Genomic DNA, 23514 nt, shown 5'->3' on the forward strand with positions numbered 1-23514 from the left:
AATGAGCACAGATAGTGTTGGGGTACAAAAATCAAATACAGATACTAAGTTCCCGTCTGGAAGTAAGCATATCGCCTCAGATGAAATATCTCTAAAAGATTTATTTCTTGAAATAGGAAAAGCGTTCAAATACCTCTATTCAAAAAAGTATATAATACTTTTCGTTGTATTATTAGGCTGTGTTTGTGGTTTCTTCTATGCCAAATCAAAAAAAATTAAATACATAGCAACAACAACTTTTTACTTAGAGGGCGCAGGTGGCGGCGGAGGTAGTTTGCTTGGACAGTATGCAGGGTTAGCTGCTATGGCAGGTATATCTGTTGGCGGTAGCGGAGATGGTATGTTTCAGGGCGATAATCTTTTTGAGTTGTATAAATCACGCACGATGATTGAAAAAGCTCTTTTAAAAGAGGTCATCGTAGGAAACAGAAAGTACAAATTAATTGACAGGTATATATCAATTAATAAATTGAAGCAGGGTTGGAAAGGTACAAAACTTGAAAACTTAAGTTTTGATTTAGAAAAAAGAATGTCTTTCAACCGGCTACAAGACAGCGTTTTAAAGGGTATTGTTGACGACATAAACGGTAACTACTTAAATGTTGACAAGCCCAATAAACAGGTAAGCATAATAAGAGTGCAGGTTACTGCAAACAATGAAGAATTTGCTAAAGATTTTAATGAGCAAATTGTAAACACTGTAAATGATTTTTACTCGCAAACTAAAACAAAAAATTCGTTGCAAAATTTAGCCATTTTACAACACCAAACTGATTCTGTAAAGCGCATGCTAAATAGTGCGTTATATCAAACAGTTGCTATATCAGATGCCACACCCAATTTAAATCCTAACAGGCAGCTTTTAAGGGCTCCGGCACAACGCTCACAGTTTAATGCTGAGGCCAATAAGATGATTTTAAGTCAGCTTGTGCAAAATTTAGAAGTTGCAAAAATTACTTTGCGTAAAGAGACTCCCTTGCTGCAGGTTATTGACCAGCCTTTATATCCGTTAGAACTTAAAAAAGTAAGTGCTGTTAAATGGGCGATATTGGGAGGAATTGCATTCGGTGTATTGAGTGCGGTAGGCATTCTGATCGTACGTTTTGTTAAAAATGTAACCAATGACTAAGCAGAAATTTTCTGATACCTTATAAACATATTTCTTTTTTTGCTTCAACATTGTTTTCTATATGATGCAGTCATCAGATAAAAAGTGGATAATTAAATCCGAGACATCCATTTTTGATGTTAAATTTAAAGAAGTTGCGGAGTATCGTGACTTACTCTGGCTTTTGGTAAGACGGGATTTTGTCTCATTTTACAAGCAGACAATTTTAGGTCCTGTTTGGTTCTTTATCCAACCGTTATTTACGATTGTTATGTATTCCCTTATTTTTGGAGGAGTAGCGGGCATATCAACCGATGGCATACCGCAGCCTCTATTTTATTTGGCAGGAATTATAACTTGGAATTACTTTTCTGATTGTTTAATTAAAACCTCTACAATTTTTAAAGACAATGCCTTGATTTTTGGTAAGGTATATTTTCCAAGATTGATAATGCCTTTAAGTTTAGTTTTTTCAAATCTGGTACGGTTTGCTGTTCAAATTGTATTATTCGTTATCCTGATGGTATTCTATTATATAAAAGGGTCAAATATCAGCATGAATATGTATGCCTTGTTATTCCCGTTATTAGTTGTTTTAATGGCTATACTTGGGTTAGGATTTGGAATGATTATCTCAGCCCTTACAACAAAATACAGAGATTTAGCTTTTATAGTGACCTTTGGTGTTCCATTATTAATGTATGCCACTACCGTAGTGTACCCTTTGAGCGCTACCCCCACTAAGTTCTATTGGATTGTTAAACTTAACCCTTTGACGCCAATTATCGAGCATTTTAGATATGGTTTTTTAGGTAGCGGAACTATTTCCTGGCCATCTTTAATATATTCAGCTGTTTGCTCAATAGTAGTATTGCTATTAGGGGTTTTAATATTTAACAAAGTTGAAAAGAACTTTATTGATACAGTGTAAGTAACAAAATGAGCGATATAGTAATAAAGGCCGAAAATATCTCAAAGGCCTATCAATTAGGCGAGATTAGTACAGGTACGCTCAGTAGAGATTTGGAGCGTGCTTGGGCGAAACTTAGAGGTAAGGAAGACCCGTTTTTAAAAGTTGGTGAAACCAACGATCGTACTAAAAAAGGTAAGAGTGATTTTGTTTGGAGTTTAAAGGATATAAACTTTGAGATAAAGCAAGGCGATGCTGTTGGAATTGTTGGCCGCAATGGAGCAGGGAAGAGTACCCTCCTAAAAATCCTCAGTAAAGTAACTACGCCAACTACTGGTCAAATTACTGGTACCGGACGAATAGCCAGTTTGCTTGAGGTTGGAACGGGCTTTCATCCTGAGCTTACCGGAAGAGAAAATATCTATCTCAACGGCGCTATTTTAGGTATGCGCAAACATGAAATAAAAAGGAAATTTGATGAAATTGTAGATTTTTCTGGCGTTGAGAGATATGTAGACACGCCCGTGAAGCGCTATTCATCCGGAATGTACGTACGTTTGGCTTTTGCAGTAGCTGCGCATCTCGAATCGGAGATATTAATTGTAGACGAAGTGCTTGCCGTAGGAGATGTTGAGTTTCAAAAAAAGTGTTTGGGTAAGATGGGAGAAGTAAGTAAAGGCGAAGGACGAACGGTGCTTTTTGTTAGCCACAATATGGCTGCCGTAAATACTTTATGCAATATCGCTTTTCAATTGAAATTTGGAAACTTGGTTGGCATTGATACTCCCAAAAAGATAATCGAGTCATATTTAACCACAGAGAAACAAGAGGCTTACTATGACTTTTTAGAAAGCGGTAAATATATAGGTGATAACTCTGTTATGTTGCGCAGTATAAAAGTGATAAATCCAGATTTTCAAGTTTACGAGTCTATCTTTGTCACGGACAAATTAGGCATTCAGATAGAGTATGAAATAAAGAATGATAATTTCAAACCTGAGCCTACATTAGCGCTAAAAACGCGGGATGACGTCATTATAATTCACTGCGTTGGTAATTTCAAGCAATATACAACAGGTGTTTACAGGGTTGTTTACTGGATACCCGAAAACTTTTTAAATGATATGGACTATGTTGCGCTAATAGGTATTACAACAAGTAATCCTGTTACAATTCATTGCGAACACGAGATTTTATTTACGGTATACGATGATGTGAATGCGCCGACCAGAGGAGATTATAAAGATAAAATGCACGGTTTTATAAGGCCTCTATTAGACAGACAATGTGAACGTATTGAGTAGTGACACCGTTTTAAAGATTGCCAGCGTTGATTACCCCTAAAAATATAGTAAAACTTTTTTGGTATCGTTTGAGATCTAACCTTACCAGTAATCAGGTGACCAAAACTGATTACGATAGAAAGTTTTGGTTTAGTTACTTGAAAAACTTTGTCAGCGACATCAATTTACAAAGTAAGCCGAAAGGTGATTTTGAAGTCATTGACGTTTTAATTCCTGCTGTTGAACGCGATTTAAATACACTGAAATATGCAATTCAATCATTAAAAAAATTTTCATGTAATCCAATAAATCAAATTTACATAGTTGCGCCCGACTCAGAAAAAATAAGTGACTTTGCGCAACAAAACGGATGCATTTATGTGAAAGACCAAGCTATTAATAACATAAAAAAAAATGATATTAAATACTCTGTTGACGGTTTAGACAGAAGCGGATGGTTATTTCAGCAGTTGGTTAAATTAAGTTGGACTGATATTTCCTCAGCAGAATACTGTTTAATATTCGATGCAGATACTATGATTTTGAGGGATCAAGTTTTTGTTACTAACCAAAGAAAGTTGGTCTTAAACTGTTCTGATGAATATCATACACCGTATTACGCCGTATTTAAGAAGCTTTTAAAAAGAGACGTTGACTTTCCGTTATCTTTTGTTTCGCATTATATGATTTTCGAGCGGGGTACTACTATTGAATTGCAAAAAAGACTGGACGAATTAAATAATACCACTTGGATTAAAGCGATCTTAAATCATTGCGACTATAATTCTCACTCAGGCTTTTCGGAGTATGAGTTGTATGGACACTACATGTATCTTTATCACAGAAACAGTATAATTGTCAACTATTGGTACAACCAATTATTAACGCGTAAAGAGTTTGAAAGAAAAGACGAATTTTTTGATGCTTCAAAGTACAAGTCAGCATCGTGTCATTGGTACAACTCTTAATGTATTAAAAACAATCCTGTAATTGGTGGGAAACTAAATAAGATTTTTTTGATGATTTATGTGAAATTAGTAAGTGGGCTGGGGAATCAACTATTCCAATACGCAATAGGCAGGATGATTTCGCTAAAAAATAATATGCCCTTGAAGCTTGATGTGTCTTTTTTTGAAAGTCAAAGTTTAAGGCAATTCAAATTAAATCACTACAACATTGCAGCAGATATAGCTACGCCAGATGAAGTCGATAAATTCTTAACAAACTATCGTAGTAAATCTATAAAATCTAAAATATTTAGAAAAATTGATTACCGTTTGCCTAAATCATATCGGAGGTATTTTATAGAGAGTGAGCCTTTCGTATATGAACCTGATCTCTTCAAAATCCATAATAGTGTATACTTAGATGGTTATTGGCAAAATCAAGCTTATTTTGCTGATGTAAACCCAACGATTTTCAAAGAACTGAAAATTAAAGAAGTGTACTCAGCTATTGCCGGGAATTATCTGAAGAAAATTCAGCATCATCCGTCGTCTGTGGCCCTGCATATAAGAAGGGGGGACTATGTGACTGATAAAAAAGCTTTTGAAATGATGGGCGTATTACCTATTGACTATTATAATGAAGCAACAAAAATTATAAAGTCTGATCTAATAGACCCACATTATTTTGTGTTTTCTGATGATTTAAACTGGGCAAAAGACAAGCTCAATGTGGGCAGTGCAGTTACATTTGTTGATTTTAACGGAGAAATATCAGATTATACCGAATTAGAATTAATGAGCCAATGCAAGCATAACATTATAGCTAACAGCTCATTCAGCTGGTGGGGGGCATTTTTAAATACAAACAAGAAAAAGATCGTCATATCTCCACAAAATTGGGTAAAATCGTCGGCAATAAACAGTAAGGTTCACATACAAATGTCTAATTGGCTAAAGCTTTAATGAATAAAAATTTACCCCTTATTTCTGTAATTATTCCATGCTTTAATTCAGGAGAGTTTTTAATGTCTGCTATTGATAGTGTACAAAATAACTCTTCAGCTTATAATTTTGAAGTTATTATAATTAATGATGGTTCTACAGACCAATATACTCTTGATCTTTTAAAAGAACTATCAGCAAAAAGCTACAAGGTTATAAATCAAGAAAACAAAGGTGCTGCAAATGCACGAAATAAAGGAGTTAAATCGGCAAGTGGCAAGTACTTGTTAATGCTTGATAGTGATAATAGAATATATCCGGATTTTATTGCAAGGAGTATCAAAAAGCTTGAGGCTTCGGAAAAAATAGGAGTAGCTTATGGTAACGTGAATTTTATTGGTGACGTATCTCATAAGCGTATGTTTATCATTCGCGAATTTGATCCTCATATACTTATGCTGCATAATTTTATAGATATGTGCGCAGTAATTAGGAAAAAAACTTGGGACGAATTAAATGGGTTAGATGAAGGTCTTGTTGCGCTAGAAGATTGGGAACTGTGGCTGCGTGTTTATAAAGCGGGATGGGAGTTTTGTTATATTGACGAAGTTGCGTTTGATTATAGAGTAAGAAATAATTCTTTAATGGACCAAAACAATGATTTTAAATCCAAAGAACATCTTCTCAAATATATTCATGGTAAGCACATGGATATTTTATTGAAAAATTACGAGTCGCTTCTGGAGTGTTATTATAGCTATAACGTTCAAAAGAATAGCCCATTCAAATACTTTCTAAAAAACGTATATTTTAAATATTTTAAGTTTTAGTACATTATCTTACACTAAACGTTCTATAAAACTATTTCAAATTTACAATCTGACAGCAAAACATAACCTATTATCTTGCTACCGTTAGCATCACTTTGCTACGTTAGCTTCAGGCTCTTGAAACAAGTAAGCATCATTATTTTGATTTCAAGAACTTTAATTAAACTAATTATTTAGATGGTTTCTATCATAGTCTCATCATATAAAAGTGCTTATTTCGATCAGCTGGTCGCGTCTATCAATTCAACGATTGGTGACGTTCCTTTTGAAATACTTAAGGTGGACAATCCTGGGCTTTATAGCCTAACACAAGCGTACAATTTAGGAGCAAGTCGAGCAAAATATGAGCTTTTATGTTTTATTCATGAAGATGTAAAAGTTCATAGTGAAAATTGGGGCGAAAATTTAGTAAGTCATTTTAACAAGACTTACAATTTAGGGTTGATTGGTGTCGCCGGAAGCCAAGTGAAGCTACAACTTCCAACTGGTTGGGGACATCATATCAGAGAAAAAAATAAGCTGAACATATTACAGTTGACCAAAGATGGTACACCTTATAAAATATCAACTCAAGGCAACAGTAAAATTGATTTTGTTAAAGTGGTTGATGGAGTATTTATGGTAACCAAAAAAGCTATTTGGGAAGAATACAATTTTGATGAGAATGTTACCGGTTATCATTTTTATGATATAGATTTTTCCGTAACTGTTGGTCAAAAATATAAGGTTGCAGTAGTTTACGACATATTGCTTGAACATTTTTCGCACGGTAATTATGGGGATGAGTGGATAGAAGCTGCCATAAAATATAATAACTTGACTGGTAAAGCGCATCTTTTTGATCAACTTTTGCCAAACGAAAAACTTTTTAGAGGGCCCTATTACTTACACCTTGCACAGTACAAGCTGAAGCTTAAAAGTAAGATTTTGTATATCAAAAATTTAGGTATCGATTTAAGATCAATACCTGCAATAGGTGCCTTTATTTTTCCCAAAATAGCTTTTTATATACATGGTTTAATTAAGGGTAAACGTTAAATAATTAATAAGACAGGCATGTTTACTAAGTGTACATGGAAACAATTCGAATAGCTGCGACAGTAATTTTATATAACCCTACACTAGAAATAATTAGTAATGCTAAATCTTATGCTAATTATGTCGATAAAGTTATTGCGGTAGACAATTCAGAAGGGTCTTGTAATGCAATAGTACAATCATTCAGAGGATTCGAAAATTCCGTATTTATCAGTAATGGAGATAATTTAGGTATCGCAAATGCATTAAATACAGCTGCGCAAATCGCCTATCAGGAAGGATATCAATGGTTACTTACAATGGATCAAGATAGTTCTTTTGACAAAACTCAAATCGCTAATTTTTTGCATTTACCTACTGGCTATGGCCAAGGTGTAGATACCGTCGGTATATTTACACCATACCATGCTACACAAACTGCAGGTCTTTCGAATTATAATAGTGATAAGCTTTCTGTAGTTAAAACGTGCATGACGTCCGGAAATTTAATTAATCTGGAAATTTGGCGCCAGGTAGGAGGGTTTAATGATAGTTTGTTTATTGATTACGTAGATCATGAGTACTGCTTAAAAATCAGGAAACAAGGTTATGTTGTGCTCCAGGATAATACTACAATATTAAAACACCAGTTAGGCGAGGCTGAACGTATTAAATTTGCCAATGTTTCGTATACAACAAGTAATCACAATTACATACGCCGATATTATATCACACGAAACAGGCTGTATTTTATAAAAAAATATTTTTTGTTTGATCCGAAACTTTGTATCTCAGAGGCGTACTCGCTATGTGCCGAATCTGTTAAGATATTGCTTCAGGAGAAGCAAAGACTTAAAAAGTTTAAATCAATTGCACGAGGTATCAAAGATTTTTTAACAGGTAGCTACGGCCCATACCGGTATTTTTAGTATGTGCTTAAATTTTTATGAAGGAGTTTGATGTATCAGGATAGAATTTTTATTGTATTAGTAAATTACGGAGGGCATCTTGATACTACAGCTTGCATTGAATCAATCTTAAAGTGTCGAGACAACAATGTACAAATTATAGTCATCGATAATTCGCCGGAGTCATCCTCAATTGACTATATTAAATCTTGGGCTGACCAAATTGATAAAACAAACGATAGTGACAGTGAACCTTCGTCACTTTTTAGTTTTATAAATATTGATGTTGATGATTTTTTGCAACTGAAGCAAGAGCTGTATCACCAGGTTATACTTGTTAGTAAAGTTGAAAACAAAGGATTTGCTGCTGCCAATAATGTTGCTTTAAGATATCTTATAAAAAGCGTAAATTTTACTTGGGTGTGGTTGCTTAATAACGATACTATAATTCCGGAGGATACGCTGAAAAATATAAGGTTGGGTTTAAGTAACGTAGATGACAATGTAGGAATTGTCGGCACAAAAATTTATTATCATGATAAACCTGATTTGCTGCAGGGAGTAGGCGGGAAATACAATAAATTTTTTTCTACTTCTGTACATGTGGGCTCAAACCAAAATGATTTTGATTATAACTCTAAAGAATTTAGAAAAAATGTTGATTATATAATCGGAGCATCTATGATTGTTAGAAAAGATCTTATAAAAGATGTAGGCTTGATGAACGAATCATATTTTCTTTATTATGAAGAATTAGACTGGACGCTACGTAGTAAAAGCAAAGGATGGTATATTGACTTGCTGCCTAAAGTGCATATATATCATAAAGAAGGTGCCACTATATCAAAAAATCAGGATCGGGCATCGTTGTTGTCTGACAAGTGTTTGATAGTTAACAGAGTTAAGCTAAGTAAGAAATTTTTTCCGGCTTATTTGATTTTTGTCTACTTTTCGTTAATTATAGTACTAACCAGGCGTATAACAAGAGGGCAAACCAATCGTCTTAAGCCAATTTTACTCGCATTAATTCATCAAAATCCATTGTATTAAAATCCTTTATATCGCTTTTAAATAATGGTTTCTTCAATTAAAAACCTACCTGTAAAATCTGTATGTGCGTCTGCTATTATCCTTTTGATTGGATTTCAGCAGTTCCCTATCATCAAAGCAGGGGGCAGCTTCAAAATATATGAAGTTTTGGCAATTGTGATTTTGTTGGTCGACCTCATCAAAATACGCGAAGTTAAACTTGCCGGCTTTACATCTTTGGCTGCTTTCGGATTTTTTGTTGTGTCACCTATAATAAGTTATGTATGGGCAAATGTCGGATTAAGCTATCCAAACGGGTTTTATTTAAAGTACAGTGAAGTAGCCGATTCATTTAAATTTAACTATAACGTTTTTCCGTTTTTATTATTGATTTACATGGTGTTCAACTTTTGTGCATTTAATGAAATCAGTAAATCAAATTTTATAAGCAAAAATTTTGAGAAGCTATTAAAAACATCGGTTTATATAGGTACCGGAATCGCCATCTATTCGATCCTAACTATGTTTACTGTTGATTTAGTGGCAAAGTTACCATCGTTCATCCAAGCTAAACATGAGTATAATTTTCGTAGTGCGGGCTTATCGCAAGAGCCAAGTTTCTATGTGTTATATCAAACCTGGATATGTTTGATATTATATTATACAAAAAAAAAGTTTAAATCTAAAGTTTGGTATTTTCTTATGGCAGTAAACGTATTGTCGTTAATATTTACCTTTTCTTCAATGCTTTTAAGCTTAGCTGCCATAATATTCTTCAATGTTTTCTTTTTAAAAAGCTCGGTTAAAGCAAAAATAGTTTCAATCGCATCTCTTTTATTGGCCATATTGGCCATAGTGGCCATAATTGATTATTACAACTACTATGATGCATTCATGTATACTTTTGGTGCAAAAGTGTACTCCTTTATTTCGTCACCTGCTTATACAACAGATAGTGGTAGTTTTAGGAGTTATACTACCGGCATTGGGTTTAAAATATTTAAAGATAATTGGTTTGCAGGCGTCGGGGTTGGCAACAGTATATATTACATGTACATCCATGAATTTACTATGGGAATTGAGATTTTTGGCGAACGTTTATTTCCAGGATCTTTTCCGCAAAATTTATTCGCGATGGTACTTAGTGAGCAAGGTGTTATAGGGGCAATGGCCCTATTAGCTTTAATAGTAAGCGCTTTCAAAATGTTTTGGAAAGCCCGGTATCGCAATGCTTACGGGCTATTATTTTTAAATGGCTTGTTATTTAACATAGGTGCAATGTTAACCATTGCACCCACATACTCTATGTTCATTTGGGTTTTTATAGCTTTCGGTATAAACTATACGCGTAAAAACTCAGGTATAGTTTTATCGGATAAAAGCCTTGAAACTGTTGCATAATTAACGTATTTAACATGAATTAATGCTCAACGATTTACGATCTATATTTTCGCGAAACACCTTTCATGCAAGAGTAATTTTACTAATACTTTACTTTGAAAAAAGGTCCTTATTTAAAGCGCCATTCAAGGTGTTAAGAAAGTTTATCTGCCAAGCATTGTACCATTGCGAAATACATCCTGATGTTCTTAGTCTGAGTGCAATAACAACATTACGTTTGCCGCATCCTTTCTTGATCATAATTCATCGTAGCTGCAGAATTGGAAATAACAGCACTGTTTTTCAAGGTGTAACAATTGGTGTTAAAGAGAACAGAACTATCGAGGCGGCGCAGATCGGTAATAATTTTTATATAGGGTGTAATTCAACGGTATTAGGCCCGATAAATATTGTTGATGATGTTACAATTGGTGCACATGCTCTCGTATTGTCTGATGTAACTAAAGCTGGCGTTATCCATGGTTTACATAAATAAGACCGTTTTTCGTATTTTTAATAATTACGTAATTATATGCATATTGTAATCGATGCAAGAATGTTGCAAAGTTCTGGAATAGGAACTTACTTGCAAAATATAATTGAAGGTTTACGATATAGCGGCTATGAAATTACATTGCTCGGTGATATTGAACAACTATACAGATTTAGCAATTTTGCCAGAATTATCGAATTTACTGATCCAATATATTCAATTAAAGAGCAGTTAAAATATTCAAAAGTGATTCCCCAGTGTGACGTTTTTTGGTCTCCGCATTATAATATCCCGTTATCGAGATCTGTAAAAGCAAAGAGACGGATAGTAACCATCCATGATGCTTATCACTTAGCTTTTTATGATAGTTTGCCTTTGAAACAGAAATTGTATGCCAAGTTTGTGCTCAATAAGGCGGTAACAATGAGTGATAGCATTATTACGGTATCTAATTTTTCGAGGAATGAGATTTTAAAATTTACAGGATGTAAGCCAGACAAAATTAGCGTGATATATAACGGAGTCAACAAGCCAGGCTTGGAAGATGATAACAGTGTATTAAAATCAAAATATCAGCTTCCGGATAATTACATTTTGTTTGTTGGTAACGTTAAGCCACACAAAAACTTGTCAACGCTGTTGAAAGCTTATTCAGCGTTAGATAAATCGATAAAATTAAAGTACAAATTGGTTATAGCTGGCAAAAAAGATGGATTCATTACTGGCGATTCAGAAATATTCACATCTTTAAATAATGATTCGTCTTTGAAAGAAAGCGTCTGCTTTACCGGTTATATTGATCCTGATGACATGAACTCTTTATATAAGCACGCATCATTATTTGTATTCCCATCATCATATGAGGGGTTTGGCTTACCTCCTTTAGAAGCCATGGCTAATAGCTGCCCGGTAATTGTTGCATCATCGAGCTGCTTGCCGGAAATATGTGGAGATGCTGTAAATTACTTTCCGTACAATGATACAAATGCTCTTAAAGTGTTAATTAAGAACGTTTTGACCAGTAGTAAGTTAAGAGGTGAACTTATAAACAAGGGTAAGAAAAGAGTTTTATTATTTCCGTGGAGCTCATCAATAGACTGCCATAAGAAAACATTTGAGACTAACTGATTTCACTACTTTTGAAGTAGGAGTCTTTCTTAAATAGAAATACTAACTTTACAAGTCGGAAATTGTTCTATTTTGTATTTTGTGCAGATCATAAATGAAGAAGTTTTAAGTAAGAATGAATTTTCATTTTTTGCATTTTTAAAGTAGAGCTAATTTAGATTAATAGATTAAAGAGAAAGAAAGCTAATGAAAGTAGCTATAATACATGATGAATTGATGAGGAGAGGAGGGGCAGAACAAGTTGTACTAACTATGCTCAAATCATTTCCTACCGCCGATATCTATACATTAGCTTATAATGGTGATGCCACTTATCCTGAATATGGAAATTACAAGATAAACACATCAGTCTTTCAGGTATTCGCTAAAAATGTGAAAGTGATGCATTCGTTGTTTTTTCCGTTCGGAATTATGGCAATGAAGGCAATGAAAATAACTGGTTACGATGTAGTGATTATTTCTAACACTCATTGCGCCAAGTATGTAAAAATTGATGCTAAGTCTAAAGTATTTATGTATACGCATACACCTTTTAGATTAGCTTGGAACCCTACATCTTACACTCAGTATATACAATCAAAAGGGCTGTATCGCTTAATTTTTGACACAGTTATCTCGTGCTTGCGTCGTATTGATGCTAATTCAGCAAAAAGGGGCGACTTTTTTATCGCTAATACTACTCAGACGGCACTTCGCATCAAAGAGGCTTATAAAATAAAACAGGTTTTTGTAATAAAGCCTGATGTTAAAGTGCGCAATTTTTATATATCCGAAAAACCTAAAAAGTACTATTTGCTGGTCTCCAGGTTAGAGTATTATAAGAAAGTTGATTTAGCCATCGAAGCTTTTAATCAACTTGGATTAAATTTAATTATTGTAGGCGATGGTACCAAAGCGTTTGAGCTTAGGGCCCTAGCAAAAAGCAATATTTCTTTTGTAACCAATGCGTCTAATGAGGAACTTGCTAATTTTTACGCTAATTGTGAAGCTTTCATTTTTCCACAGCATGAAGATTACGGCATTACTCCCCTTGAAGCTAACGCTTCCGGGCGGCCGGTAATCGCTTATGGTAAGGGAGGGGTCTTGGAAACTATGATTCCTTATACAGGAGATGCCTCGAAATGTACTGCGTTGTTTTTTGAAAATCAAACAGTAAGTGATTTGGCAGAAGCTGTATTGCGATACAGTGATTTAAAGTTTGATGCTAATTTTATCAGAGCCCATGCAGAAAAATTTGACGAAAGTGTTTTTATTAAAACATTCAGACGCTTTGTACTTGAAAAGCTAAATGGTAAGCTGCTAAAAAATGAAAGCGCGAGTTCAAACGAAGAGATAACGGTTGTTGAAATTGCCCAATAATGCTGTTCACTTAGATTTTTGCAATGGATATATTTTTAATATACAATTATTAAATTTTACGTAGTGATACAAAAGCTGCTTGTTTTCGCCTTGCTTGCGTTGGTTATGTCCTGTAAAAAAGATGTTCGGGACAGTAAAGATGTTTACGTGAACAATTTTGAAACTGCTGATAAAACAGGTATTCAGAACTTTTTGTCGGTTAAGTTTAACGGCGGGTATGTTTTAGGACCTTATCGCGGCAGTGATTTTGTATTAACTATAAATGATTTACCTAAACATAAGTTGCTTAGAATATCATTTGATTTATACATTCATGATGCATGGGCAGGTAACAACGGTACTGATGGTAAACCTGATTTATGGCAAATGATGGTTGATGGTAAAACGTACGTTAATACCACATTTTCTAATTTGTCTTGTGCCGCAGGTAATTTCTGCCCTCCGCAGGCTTATCCTGATGAATATCCAAATAATAATCACAATCCTAAATCTGGAGCTATTCGTACCGATTTCCCTGGTTTATGTCAGACAACTCAGGCCTCGACGTTATATCATATAGAAAAAACAATCACACATGATGCAGACAACGCTCAAATGAAATGCTTGGATAAGCTGATGCAAGGCAGTGTGACACCTGGCACTTGCTATGCAAGTTGGTCTGTTGATAATTTAAAGATAACCGCCATAAATTTATGAGTGTGCTGAAAAATGTTTTAGCCACCGCTCTTTTAATAGTAGCGGCTTGCTCTATCACATCAGCGCAATCGTTGCCTGTAGGTAGTCCGGCGTTAGAAGATTACTACCGCAGAGGCCAGTTGCTTGGAACTGCTGATACGACCGTATCAATGATGGTAAGGCCATTACAACCTGCTTGGTTGAAAAAAGATGTTGATGTATTTTATCCTGATGACGAAGAAAGGCGTTTAAATCTCTTAGGATTTGATCGTAAGTATTTAATACAAGGTGCAGGCCGGGATCTGAAACTTCTTCCTTTAAGTGTTCAAACCCAATTTAATTCGGATCACCCTTACGGATGGAATGATGGGGCGATGATACCTGCTAAAGGGCTACAAACCCTTATTAGTGCAGGCATATTTTATAAAAAAGGGCCTTTAACAATTCAGCTACGTCCGGAATTGGTGATGGCCGCTAACTCGTCTTTTGACACTTTCAATAAAAACCATTACGAGGTTATATTTGCCCGTTACTATGATATTTACAACAATATTGATCTGCCTGCCAGATTTGGCAGCAATCCTTATGTAAGGGCCTTTTGGGGGCAAAGTGCTGTTAAGCTAAATTTTGGAGCAGTCGCCTTTGGTATATCCACCGAAAACCTATGGTGGGGACCAGGTATACGCAATTCTTTATTGATGAGTAATAGTGCTCCTGGTTTCAAGCACCTTACTTTAAACACAAACAGACCAATCAAAACACCTGTGGGTTCTTTTGAAGGTCAGCTCATTGCTGGTAGACTGGAAAACTCAGGCTATCACCCTTTAACTCCCGATACTACATTTTTAAACTCGCCACTGTATGTACCCAAACCTACCGATTGGCGCTATCTGTCAGGCATAGTATTGAGCTGGCAGCCGCGTTGGGTGCCTGGGCTTTTCTTGGGCTACAGCCAAACGCGCCAAATGTACAGCAAGGACTTAAATTCATTAGGAGACTATTTGCCTTTTTTTTCGCAGACAAAATCTGTTACTGCGCCGGATGCAGCAATTGAGAATCGCGATCAGCGCAGTGCTGTTTTTATGCGTTGGTTATGGACTAAAGAGCATGCCGAAGTATATTTTGAATTCGGACACAATAATTATAACCGAACTGCCAGAGAATCTGCCTTGGAGCCAGAGAATTCTCGTGGCTATACCTTTGGCTTGCGAAAAGCACTTCCATTTAATACAACAAGGGGCGAAAGTTTGTTAATAGGGGTTGAAGCAACAGTGTTGCAGGAAAATGATGTTAATAAAACGCTTCAAGGATATTCCTGGTATGTAAACAAATATATTAGACAGGGCTACACCAATAGGGGCGAGATTTTGGGAGCTGGCATCGGGCCAGGCGCTAACCTTCAATCGCTGGATGTTAGTTGGGTTCGCGGACTTAAAAGACTGGGCTTGCAATTAGAACGTTATGTGCATAACAATGATTTTTATTACTATGCCTACTCGGATAGTAAAGATACAAGAAGGCATTGGGTAGATCTAAGTTTAGGAGCCTCGGGCGAATGGAACTATAAAAACCTGATCTTCAACGCTAAGCTTGCGGTAATCCGATCGCTGAATTATCAATGGTTTTTACTACAAAAACCTACCGATCCTTATTGGATAAATGGTAAAGATGTTACTAATGTTCAGTTACAAGCAGGAGTAACCTACAGGTTTTAGTTTTAACAAAGGAGCTGAATTTTAAGCAAGTTATCTGTGAAAAAGATATATAAAAGGGTTCTATCTGGTTTATCTGCTTGCGTGTTGGGCTCGCATTTAAATTTGAATGCGCAAAGTTTACCTGTGGGCACATCTGTTATTGAAGATTATTACCGGCAGGCGCAGCTTTTGGGTAAGGTTGATTCTAATTTGTCTTTCAGTATCCGGCCATTGTTTCCCAATAGTAAAAGCAAATTGCACGATGTATTTGAGCCTGATAGCAGTTTAACCCGTAAGGGATCATATCTTGGTCCAATATCTTTTGCTGGTAAATATGGCTTGTTTCAAATTTTGCCGCTTACCGTAGGGCAACAATATAATAGCCACCATCCGTACGGCTGGAACGACGGAGCAATGATTCCGGCAAGAGGCTACCAAGCTATGGTTAGCGGAGGTATCTTCGTTAGGATAGGGCCGTTAAGCGTTCAGCTTAGGCCAGAACTGGTTTATGCACAAAACAAAAGCTTCGACGGATTTGCTTCGGGCCATAACGGTCAGGATATACAACAATATTTTTCGTTCCATAACTTAGTTGATCAACCGGAGCGTTTCGGTAACGATGTTTATCGCAAGGCATTTTTGGGGCAAAGCAGTGTAAGGCTTACATTCGATCCAATATCTATAGGAGTATCTAACGAAAATATTTGGTGGGGGCCAGGCATACAAAACGCTTTGGTGTTAACCAACAATGCACCCGGGTTTAAACACTTAACATTAAACACTACACGTCCGATAGAAACACCAATCGGAGGTTTTGAAGGGCAACTGATAGCCGGTAAACTTGAAGCTTCAGGTTATCCAGCTCTATTGAAAAACAACATAGCTGATAATGATTATTTACCAATCGGAAGACGCAACGATTGGCGCTATTTTACAGGGGTTAATATAAATTATCACCCGCGCTGGGTACCGGGATTAACCTTAGGACTAATACGATCATTTAACGCATATAGTGATGATGTAAAAGCTAACGGTTTTAAGGCCTATTTCCCTTTCTTTACATCTTACCAAAAGAAAACTACAAACAACATTGGAGATCCTTTTCCGCGAGATCAGATTACGTCAGTCTATGCGAGATGGCTGTTCACCAAGGCCCAGGCAGAAGTCTATTTTGAATATGGTTTAGAAGATAACTCTTATAATTATAGAGACTTTATAGGCTCTCCTGATCATTCCCGGGCTTATGTATTCGGACTGCGTAAATTTTTGCCGCTAAATAGCGCTAAAAATCAAAATATATTATTTGGTGCAGAAGTAACTCAACTGTCTCAACAAATTGATGCTACCATCAGAGAAACGGGCTTATGGTACTTAAATTATCAGCTTACAGAAGGACACACTCATCAAGGTCAGGTGTTAGGAGCCGGCATTGGATCCGGAGGTAATATTCAATCTGCAGAGATTAGCTGGGTATCAGGTTTAAAAAAGCTTGGGTTAAACTTTGAGCGTTATGAACATGATGTAGATTATTTCAATCAGTCTTTCCCGCCTATTAATAACAATAGCCGTAAATGGGTCGACTTTGCTTTAGGATTACAAGGTTCGTGGGACTATGGTAACTTCATATTTAATGCTCAGATAAAAGGGATCAGATCTCTTAATTATCAATGGATATTAAAAGATTACAATCCGCAAAGTACTTACTACGTACCTAACAATGATGTGTTTAACTTATTTGGCCAGTTAGGAATAACTTACAGGTTTTAATCCTGTTTGCTTCGGGTAATCAATATAAAAGATCCAAACAGTAAAAAAGAAAGAATAACACCGGCAATTATACTAACTGAGTATTTTAATCTATTCTTTTTTAAAGGTAGTTCCGGTTCGTCTACAATTTGAACGGTAGGCGTTTCTTGTGATAGCATTGCCTTGCTTGATTCCAGATTTTTGATAGTTTCCGTAAATACGGTTGTGAGGACAATCTTATCACGTTCGCGTACTTCTACCCCTGCGTTTGCGGTAGTGTAAGCCGGATTAAGGTTAAGCAAGCTTTGATTAGCTGCAGATAAGCTATACGTCTTTCTGTTTAATAGTGCCCCAATACTATCAGCACGGTGCTGTAAACGCATTACATTAGTGCGTACACGCTGGGTTTTAGTTTTGATAAAAAAGTCTGTAGCTTGCTTTAAAATACGTTCGCAAAACAGCAAAGCCAACCTCTCATCCTTCATGGTAGTGTTGATCTCAAAAAAGTCCAGCTTTTTATCCTTTTTAGTTACGCCAAAATCACTGTTCAAAATTAAGGTAGTCATTTCGTGTAATAGGCTGTCCTGAAGTCGGGTATTGCCCTTTCCGTTAAACGGAAACCTGATAATCTTACCATCACGGCTATATTTTAGCCATTTTTTATTCAACTTGTTTATGGCAGCGTACTTATCTGCCAGAGTTTGAGTGCCATCGTAACTGCTTAATAAAGTTGCCTTTATCAATGCATGACTCTTTACCAGTTCCTGAACGTTATCTCCGGCTAATACGCCGCTGGCGCCGCCCAAGGCGTCTAAGTTAAAGCCAAACTGGCCGGCTAACGCTGATATGCCGCTGCTTCCGCCTGATTTTGATTCATCAATAATGAAAGTGAGCCGGGCGGTATACGAGGGTGTCCATAGCCAAGCAGTGACAGCGCCCAGCAGTCCGCCTGCAATCAGCACAGCAAACAGGCTTTTTTTAAAGCTTAATACGTATTTGAGATCTACCCAGCGATCTTTAAAAAGTTTATTTACCGAAAATTCCGGCTCGTAAGGATAGGTCGTGTTGTTATCCGGCTGCTGCATAAATTATCTTCGTAAAATGCTAACTAATCCAATTAATGCAGTAATTGCAGTTGAAATTCCGGCAAGATCGCCAAAATTGATTTTAAAGCGATTGTCAGGCGTTTTTTCCGGAACAATGATCTTGCTGCCAGGTAATACTTTAGGATAGTTCCTGAAGAATAAAAAGCGCTTTACCGGCTGATTTAGTCCGTTGGGGTACTTAATGTAAGCTCCTCTTAAACGTGCGTTTTGGGTAACACCGGCTGCCGCGTTGATATAGTATTTAAAACGGTGGCCACTAAAACTTACGTACTGCGGATTATTTACGGCTCCCGAAACTTCAACATAGGATATTACGCGCGGGATGTATACGCTATCTCCAGGCAGTAAAATTAAATCTCTTTTTTCTGCTGCTGTCGGGTGTGTCGTAGTTAAGTTTAAATTTACACGTACACCTTTACGATAAACCTGAGCGTTTTCTAAAGAGCCGTAAGGGGTGATACCTCCTGCACGCTCTAAAAACTCGATCGCCGTTTCGTCACGCTTCTGCACCGCATAATCGCCCGGAAATACTACCTCTCCTTTAACACTTACATTCCCTAACGAGCGGTAGTTTACCAATCGGGGCACGTAAATGTAATCCATTGGTTGCAGCTCAACATCCCGTTGCGCAGCAGGATTGTCCATATCAACCACAAAGGTTTGGACTAACTGGTTAGCCACACTGTCAGACTCGTTTTTGATGATTCTGGACACTTCAACGTGGTGATCGGCTGCCTCATCATCAAACCCGCCCGACATGGCAATTGCATCTGCCAGTTTTAATCCTTTACGGTATGTAAATGTAGCAGGCTTACGTACAAAGCCGTTTACGGTAATTTTTTGATTAGAGATAAAGATATTTTGATCAAGAATAACTACAGAATCTTCGCGCAGCAGCGGAATATCATTACGGCCGTTAATGATATCCGTCGGCTTAAAAGATATAAAGTCACGCTGCAGGTTAGGCAATGTTCTTTTGATGTAACCACGCTCCATATACGCTTCGGGCTTTAAACCCTGAGCGTTTTTAAGGAGTTGAGCCAACGTAAAACCTACTGACAGTTCATATGTGCCAGGGCGGTAAACCGATCCTTCAAGTGTAATACGATTGGTATAACGGTTGGTTATAGCACCAATTTGAATGATATCGCCATTACGCGGAATGTAATTGCCAAATAAGTTAGAGGGTACATCTTTTACTTCGCGCTCTAAGGTGTTAATCTGATCAACCTTAGCAGTGCCTTTGTAGGCTACATCAGTATAGCCACCGGCATAGGCAATTAGATTTTCTAACGTTTCATTGTCTTTAAGCTCGTAAATAGCCGGGCGTTTAACTTCGCCGTTAATACTTACCCGCTTGCGGTAAACAGGGATGCGGATCACATCCTGATCTTCCAGCCGGATGTTGCCATCTAACAAACCCCGCTGTAAAAAACTGTAAAAGTCTATGGTACGGTATACACGATTAGCTCTGATTAACTCAATATTACGTAATGACCCATTATTGGTAGGGCCGCCGGAGTTATAAAGCGCATTGTAAACTGTTGCCAATGAAGATAGGGTGTAAGAGCCCGGAGTTTTAACCTCGCCGGTAATTGTAATCCGGATGCTTCTGGTAGTACCTAAATTGACGGTAAGCTGGGTTTGCCCCGAATTTAAGGCAGGATATATTTTTGTCAGTCGGCTTCGGATGATAGAAGTTGCTTGCTCAATACTAAAGCCGTTTACGTAAATTACACCGGCGTAAGGTATCTGTAAGTTACCGTCTGGTGATATTTTAGAACGTACACTGGTTTCATTTAAACCCGTTACTAATACAATAACTTCATCGCCCGGACCAAGTATATATCCTTTAGGTGTTGCACCCGAAAAATTGGGTTCAAATTTGATGCTGGTTTGATTAAAAAACTCAGTTCCGTAAATGGTTAATTGTGGAGGCGATATTTTTTCGGGTTGTTTAGCCACTGCTTGCGGCTTGCTCATGGAGTCGATTACCGGCCGGGTAAAATCAATTTTTTGAGCTTCAGTACCTGTACTGCTCTTACCTGTGCTTTTTTTATTCAGTCCAAGCAGCGTGATTCTGTTTTTAAGAGCCTCTACTTCAGAAGCAGGCATGCCTTTTTGTTGTAATATTTTATAGGCATCTTGCTCTGATATTCCAGCATCCTGTATTTTTTTCCAGGCCTGAATTATTTGCTCATCACTTGCCTGACTCACTTGCGCATTTTTTAAATCGTTCATCGAGAACTGTTGCGCAGAAGCTTGTTTAAAAAAGATACTGAGTATGAAAAAAACAATAAATAAGCGAAAAGAAATACGCATGTACAGGTAGTTGTTAACTTAACTTTAAGGTGCAAATATAAAAGATTAAATTGGTGTTAGCCTAAGCCCGCCTTAGCTGAAAAGTGTTTGATTACACAGTGCTAATTTTTGCATGCTTAACTACTACTGATTAAAGTTTCGGCATTAACTTTTTTAAGCCGCGATAATGATTGTCATCATTTATCAACTGAATAATATGCTTGTGGGCTTTTAATCCCATTTCATTAACGCGCTCATCATCGTTGGCCAAAAGCTTTATCTTTTGGGCTAATTGTATGGCATTACCAGGTTCAAACAGTAAGCCTGTTTCTCCATCAATCACCATTTCTGGTATGGCACCTATATTTGAGCCAATAACCGGCTTGCTTAAAGCCATTGCTTCAACCACTGTAAATCCTAACACCTCGTACCATTCTGATGCGCATATCGCAAACTGAGCGTTGTTGATTGTTTGAAGCGTTTGCTCTTTGCTCAGCTTGCCTAAAAAGGTAACGTTGTTTAATTTATTTTCTTGCTGATAGGCCTTTAAGTCACCTTCCTGTGTTCCCGATCCAATAATTTTTAAATTGATGTCAGGGTTCAGTTTCATGGCTTGCATTACGGTGTGTGCACCCTTAATTCTTTCGAGCCGGCCGGTAAACACAATGTATTTTTCATGAGTAGCATCGTGCTTTAAACGGGCTTTATCAATCTCTTGATAATCATAACCGTGGTAGAGTTGTATCAGTTTTTCAGGGAAAAAATTAAAATCTTTAAATTTCTGATATAAAAACTTTGACGGGCATACATAATGTTCTACATACGCATAATAATTTAGGGCTCTATGTGCATAATTCTCTAATGCTGCCACAGTGCTGGCTAAAACAGAACCTTTTTTACACCGGTGAGTGATACAATTATAAAAAGCTCCGCCAAAGCATTTTTCGCAAATTTTGCCGTGGCTTATAAAGGTACTTTCCGGGCAAATAGGAGTGTACTCATGCAATGTCCAGATGATAGGAATGTTGTGTGCTTTTAAGGTTTTGAGTATAGCAGGAGTAATATAGTGGTGAATAACGTTGATATGTGCAAAATCAATATTGGTTACTGCAAGCAATGCTTCCAGTTTTTTTTGTGCTTCTACCGAGTAAATGCTTTTGCTAACTACTTTTATACCAGCATTCAGGCTGCGTTTGTTTAGTTTTTTGTAATCAATATTTTCAATAAAAAATTCCGAATATTTTGATGCATAATTGCGCTCATCCTTCATCGAAAACGGTATAACCTCATGCCCGTAATCACGGTATAATTGAGAAACATGCTCTACATAAGTCCAGTCACCACCGCTCGGATACCATGTCCAATTTATAACCAGGATATTCATCAACAACTTAAGTTTTAAGCCAACAGAACCTTGATTGCCGTTGAACCGGCTAATTTACTGCAAACAAATGTTTGTTTCTGATGTATTTCATTTGGAATAAACTTATTTGTCGATTTGTATTGTTTTGCTGTGTCTGATCTCTAAATTACCCTGTTTTTTGGGCATATTTAAAAGAAGTTGGCTTTGCTTACGTTAAATGTTTTGTGTTAACTCACGAAAAAATTAACTTTGGGTCGAAGGTTAAATTTAAGGTCGAATAGCGTCTACTGATAAATTCGGCAGCCATACATACTGTTTACTAATATGGCTAATACGTCTACATGAAAAAGAAAATCTACATTGCTGGTGCGGGCGGAATGCTTGGAGAAGCGTTTTACCGCATATTTAAAAACGACTATACTATTAAATGCACGGATAAAGATGTAAATGAGAGCTGGTTAGATTTTCTTGATTTTCGCAATTTTGATGATTACAAAAAACAGGTAGATGAGTTTAAGCCCGACTATCTGTTTCATTTAGGTGCTCATACCGATCTGGAATACTGCGAAAAAAATGTGGATGATACCTACCTTACCAATACCACTTCGGTAGAGAACGCTGTGCTTATAGCCAACGAACTGAACATCCCGTTGTTGTATATTAGTACGGCAGGCATTTTTGATGGCAAAAAAGATTTTTATGATGACTGGGATGAACCTAATCCACTTGGTCATTATGCACGCTCAAAGTATATGGGCGAACGTTACGTGCGCGATAATTGTAAACGCTTTATTGTTTGCCGCGCCGGTTGGATGATGGGTGGCGGCCCACGTAAAGACAAAAAGTTTATTAATAAACTTATTAAACAACTGGCCAGCGGTAAGCGCGATCTGCATATTGTAAACGACAAGGATGGCACGCCAACATTTACTGTAGATTTTGCTAAGAATGTTAAGCTCCTTTTAGAGAAACAATACTGGGGCCTTTACAACATGGTTTGTAATGGTGAAACCAGCAGACTGGAAGTTGCCCAGGAACTGATCAAGATATTAGGCCTGGAAGACGAAGTAAAGTTTCATGAGGTTTCATCCGGGTATTTTGAAGATACTTATTTTGCACCCCGGCCACCATCAGAGCGTTTAATTAACAGAAAGCTGGAGTTAAGAAACATTAACATGATGCGTGAATGGCAAGTTGCCCTGCGCGAATACGTTAATGATTACTACGCCGAATATTTAGAAAAAACTTTGTTTGTAGTTAAAAACGACAATATAGGCGTATTGTAATTTTTAACT

General features: G+C 36.9%; 20 protein-coding genes. 17 read left to right on the forward strand and 3 right to left on the reverse strand.

What is annotated here, in order from left to right:
* The first annotated feature begins 1 nt into the window (after nucleotide 1).
* The 16 genes from AAGR14_RS06455 (at nucleotide 2) to AAGR14_RS06530 (ending at nucleotide 17470) form a co-directional block, all read left to right on the forward strand.
* Complete coding sequence (locus tag AAGR14_RS06455; protein ID WP_342647776.1) at nucleotides 2-1129, forward strand: lipopolysaccharide biosynthesis protein; 1128 nt, start codon at nucleotides 2-4, stop codon at nucleotides 1127-1129.
* A gap of 61 nt (nucleotides 1130-1190) precedes the next feature.
* The gene (locus tag AAGR14_RS06460) at nucleotides 1191-2039 is read left to right on the forward strand and encodes an ABC transporter permease (protein WP_342647777.1); all 849 of its coding nucleotides are present in this window, start codon (nucleotides 1191-1193) and stop codon (nucleotides 2037-2039) included.
* A gap of 8 nt (nucleotides 2040-2047) precedes the next feature.
* Entirely contained in the window at nucleotides 2048-3322 is a 1275-nt protein-coding gene (locus tag AAGR14_RS06465) for a polysaccharide ABC transporter ATP-binding protein (RefSeq protein WP_342647778.1), read from the forward strand.
* A gap of 26 nt (nucleotides 3323-3348) precedes the next feature.
* Nucleotides 3349-4269 carry a DUF6492 family protein gene (locus AAGR14_RS06470; protein WP_342647779.1) on the forward strand — a complete coding sequence of 307 codons (921 nt, stop codon included), beginning with the start codon at nucleotides 3349-3351 and terminating at the stop codon, nucleotides 4267-4269.
* A gap of 51 nt (nucleotides 4270-4320) precedes the next feature.
* Nucleotides 4321-5211, forward strand: coding sequence for an alpha-1,2-fucosyltransferase (locus AAGR14_RS06475; protein WP_342648679.1), 891 nt, complete (start codon nucleotides 4321-4323; stop codon nucleotides 5209-5211).
* Nucleotides 5211-6020 (forward strand): glycosyltransferase, encoded by an 810-nt coding sequence (locus AAGR14_RS06480; protein WP_342647780.1) that lies wholly within the window; start codon nucleotides 5211-5213, stop codon nucleotides 6018-6020. Before AAGR14_RS06475 ends, AAGR14_RS06480 begins: the two co-directional genes overlap by 1 nt.
* A gap of 177 nt (nucleotides 6021-6197) precedes the next feature.
* On the forward strand, nucleotides 6198-7058 hold the full coding sequence (locus AAGR14_RS06485) for a glycosyltransferase (protein ID WP_342647781.1): 861 nt from the start codon (nucleotides 6198-6200) through the stop codon (nucleotides 7056-7058).
* Nucleotides 7059-7093: 35 nt separating this feature from the next.
* A complete protein-coding gene (locus AAGR14_RS06490; RefSeq protein ID WP_342647782.1) occupies nucleotides 7094-7966 on the forward strand; it encodes a glycosyltransferase family 2 protein in 873 nt (290 codons plus the stop codon).
* A gap of 30 nt (nucleotides 7967-7996) precedes the next feature.
* Nucleotides 7997-8995, forward strand: coding sequence for a glycosyltransferase family 2 protein (locus AAGR14_RS06495; RefSeq protein WP_342647783.1), 999 nt, complete (start codon nucleotides 7997-7999; stop codon nucleotides 8993-8995).
* Nucleotides 8996-9019: 24 nt separating this feature from the next.
* Complete coding sequence (locus AAGR14_RS06500; protein WP_342647784.1) at nucleotides 9020-10375, forward strand: O-antigen ligase family protein; 1356 nt, start codon at nucleotides 9020-9022, stop codon at nucleotides 10373-10375.
* Nucleotides 10376-10397: 22 nt separating this feature from the next.
* On the forward strand, nucleotides 10398-10850 hold the full coding sequence (locus tag AAGR14_RS06505; protein ID WP_342647785.1) for a hypothetical protein: 453 nt from the start codon (nucleotides 10398-10400) through the stop codon (nucleotides 10848-10850).
* A gap of 36 nt (nucleotides 10851-10886) precedes the next feature.
* The gene (locus AAGR14_RS06510; RefSeq protein ID WP_342647786.1) at nucleotides 10887-11975 is read left to right on the forward strand and encodes a glycosyltransferase family 1 protein; all 1089 of its coding nucleotides are present in this window, start codon (nucleotides 10887-10889) and stop codon (nucleotides 11973-11975) included.
* 186 nt (nucleotides 11976-12161) lie between these two features.
* A complete protein-coding gene (locus tag AAGR14_RS06515) occupies nucleotides 12162-13334 on the forward strand; it encodes a glycosyltransferase (RefSeq protein ID WP_342647787.1) in 1173 nt (390 codons plus the stop codon).
* A gap of 63 nt (nucleotides 13335-13397) precedes the next feature.
* Nucleotides 13398-14030, forward strand: a complete 633-nt coding sequence (locus AAGR14_RS06520) for a hypothetical protein (protein WP_342647788.1) — start codon at nucleotides 13398-13400, stop codon at nucleotides 14028-14030.
* Nucleotides 14027-15724, forward strand: a complete 1698-nt coding sequence (locus AAGR14_RS06525; protein ID WP_342647789.1) for a capsule assembly Wzi family protein — start codon at nucleotides 14027-14029, stop codon at nucleotides 15722-15724. Before AAGR14_RS06520 ends, AAGR14_RS06525 begins: the two co-directional genes overlap by 4 nt.
* A 36-nt stretch (nucleotides 15725-15760) precedes the next feature.
* On the forward strand, nucleotides 15761-17470 hold the full coding sequence (locus AAGR14_RS06530; RefSeq protein ID WP_342647790.1) for a capsule assembly Wzi family protein: 1710 nt from the start codon (nucleotides 15761-15763) through the stop codon (nucleotides 17468-17470).
* Here the strand turns inward: AAGR14_RS06530 and AAGR14_RS06535 are convergent.
* The 3 genes from AAGR14_RS06535 to AAGR14_RS06545 form a co-directional block, all read right to left on the reverse strand.
* Nucleotides 17467-18534, reverse strand: a complete 1068-nt coding sequence (locus AAGR14_RS06535; RefSeq protein ID WP_342647791.1) for a hypothetical protein — start codon at nucleotides 18532-18534, stop codon at nucleotides 17467-17469. The genes AAGR14_RS06530 and AAGR14_RS06535 overlap by 4 nt on opposite strands.
* A gap of 3 nt (nucleotides 18535-18537) precedes the next feature.
* Nucleotides 18538-20796 (reverse strand): SLBB domain-containing protein, encoded by a 2259-nt coding sequence (locus AAGR14_RS06540; RefSeq protein WP_342647792.1) that lies wholly within the window; start codon nucleotides 20794-20796, stop codon nucleotides 18538-18540.
* 211 nt (nucleotides 20797-21007) lie between these two features.
* Entirely contained in the window at nucleotides 21008-22240 is a 1233-nt protein-coding gene (locus tag AAGR14_RS06545) for a glycosyltransferase family 4 protein (RefSeq protein WP_342647793.1), read from the reverse strand.
* A 320-nt stretch (nucleotides 22241-22560) separates the two neighbouring features.
* Here AAGR14_RS06545 and AAGR14_RS06550 point away from each other — a divergent pair, with 320 nt between their 5' ends.
* Nucleotides 22561-23505, forward strand: a complete 945-nt coding sequence (locus AAGR14_RS06550) for an NAD(P)-dependent oxidoreductase (RefSeq protein WP_342647794.1) — start codon at nucleotides 22561-22563, stop codon at nucleotides 23503-23505.
* Nucleotides 23506-23514: the final 9 nt, after the last annotated feature.

The sequence above is a fragment of the Mucilaginibacter sp. CSA2-8R genome, assembly GCF_038806765.1.
In the GTDB taxonomy this organism is placed as follows: domain Bacteria; phylum Bacteroidota; class Bacteroidia; order Sphingobacteriales; family Sphingobacteriaceae; genus Mucilaginibacter.

Bases quoted from the DNA above. Each gene is read 5' to 3' on its own strand.
- AAGR14_RS06455 (WP_342647776.1), top strand. From the start codon at position 2: ATGAGCACAGATAGTGTTGGGGTACAAAAATCAAATACAGATACTAAG.
- AAGR14_RS06460 (WP_342647777.1), top strand. From the start codon at position 1,191: ATGATGCAGTCATCAGATAAAAAGTGGATAATTAAATCCGAGACATCC.
- AAGR14_RS06465 (WP_342647778.1), top strand. From the start codon at position 2,048: ATGAGCGATATAGTAATAAAGGCCGAAAATATCTCAAAGGCCTATCAA.
- AAGR14_RS06475 (WP_342648679.1), top strand. From the start codon at position 4,321: ATGATTTATGTGAAATTAGTAAGTGGGCTGGGGAATCAACTATTCCAA.
- AAGR14_RS06480 (WP_342647780.1), top strand. From the start codon at position 5,211: ATGAATAAAAATTTACCCCTTATTTCTGTAATTATTCCATGCTTTAAT.
- AAGR14_RS06485 (WP_342647781.1), top strand. From the start codon at position 6,198: ATGGTTTCTATCATAGTCTCATCATATAAAAGTGCTTATTTCGATCAG.
- AAGR14_RS06490 (WP_342647782.1), top strand. From the start codon at position 7,094: ATGGAAACAATTCGAATAGCTGCGACAGTAATTTTATATAACCCTACA.
- AAGR14_RS06495 (WP_342647783.1), top strand. From the start codon at position 7,997: ATGTATCAGGATAGAATTTTTATTGTATTAGTAAATTACGGAGGGCAT.
- AAGR14_RS06500 (WP_342647784.1), top strand. From the start codon at position 9,020: ATGGTTTCTTCAATTAAAAACCTACCTGTAAAATCTGTATGTGCGTCT.
- AAGR14_RS06505 (WP_342647785.1), top strand. From the start codon at position 10,398: ATGCTCAACGATTTACGATCTATATTTTCGCGAAACACCTTTCATGCA.
- AAGR14_RS06510 (WP_342647786.1), top strand. From the start codon at position 10,887: ATGCATATTGTAATCGATGCAAGAATGTTGCAAAGTTCTGGAATAGGA.
- AAGR14_RS06515 (WP_342647787.1), top strand. From the start codon at position 12,162: ATGAAAGTAGCTATAATACATGATGAATTGATGAGGAGAGGAGGGGCA.
- AAGR14_RS06525 (WP_342647789.1), top strand. From the start codon at position 14,027: ATGAGTGTGCTGAAAAATGTTTTAGCCACCGCTCTTTTAATAGTAGCG.
- AAGR14_RS06535 (WP_342647791.1), bottom strand. From the start codon at position 18,534: ATGCAGCAGCCGGATAACAACACGACCTATCCTTACGAGCCGGAATTT.
- AAGR14_RS06540 (WP_342647792.1), bottom strand. From the start codon at position 20,796: ATGAACGATTTAAAAAATGCGCAAGTGAGTCAGGCAAGTGATGAGCAA.
- AAGR14_RS06545 (WP_342647793.1), bottom strand. From the start codon at position 22,240: ATGAATATCCTGGTTATAAATTGGACATGGTATCCGAGCGGTGGTGAC.
- AAGR14_RS06550 (WP_342647794.1), top strand. From the start codon at position 22,561: ATGAAAAAGAAAATCTACATTGCTGGTGCGGGCGGAATGCTTGGAGAA.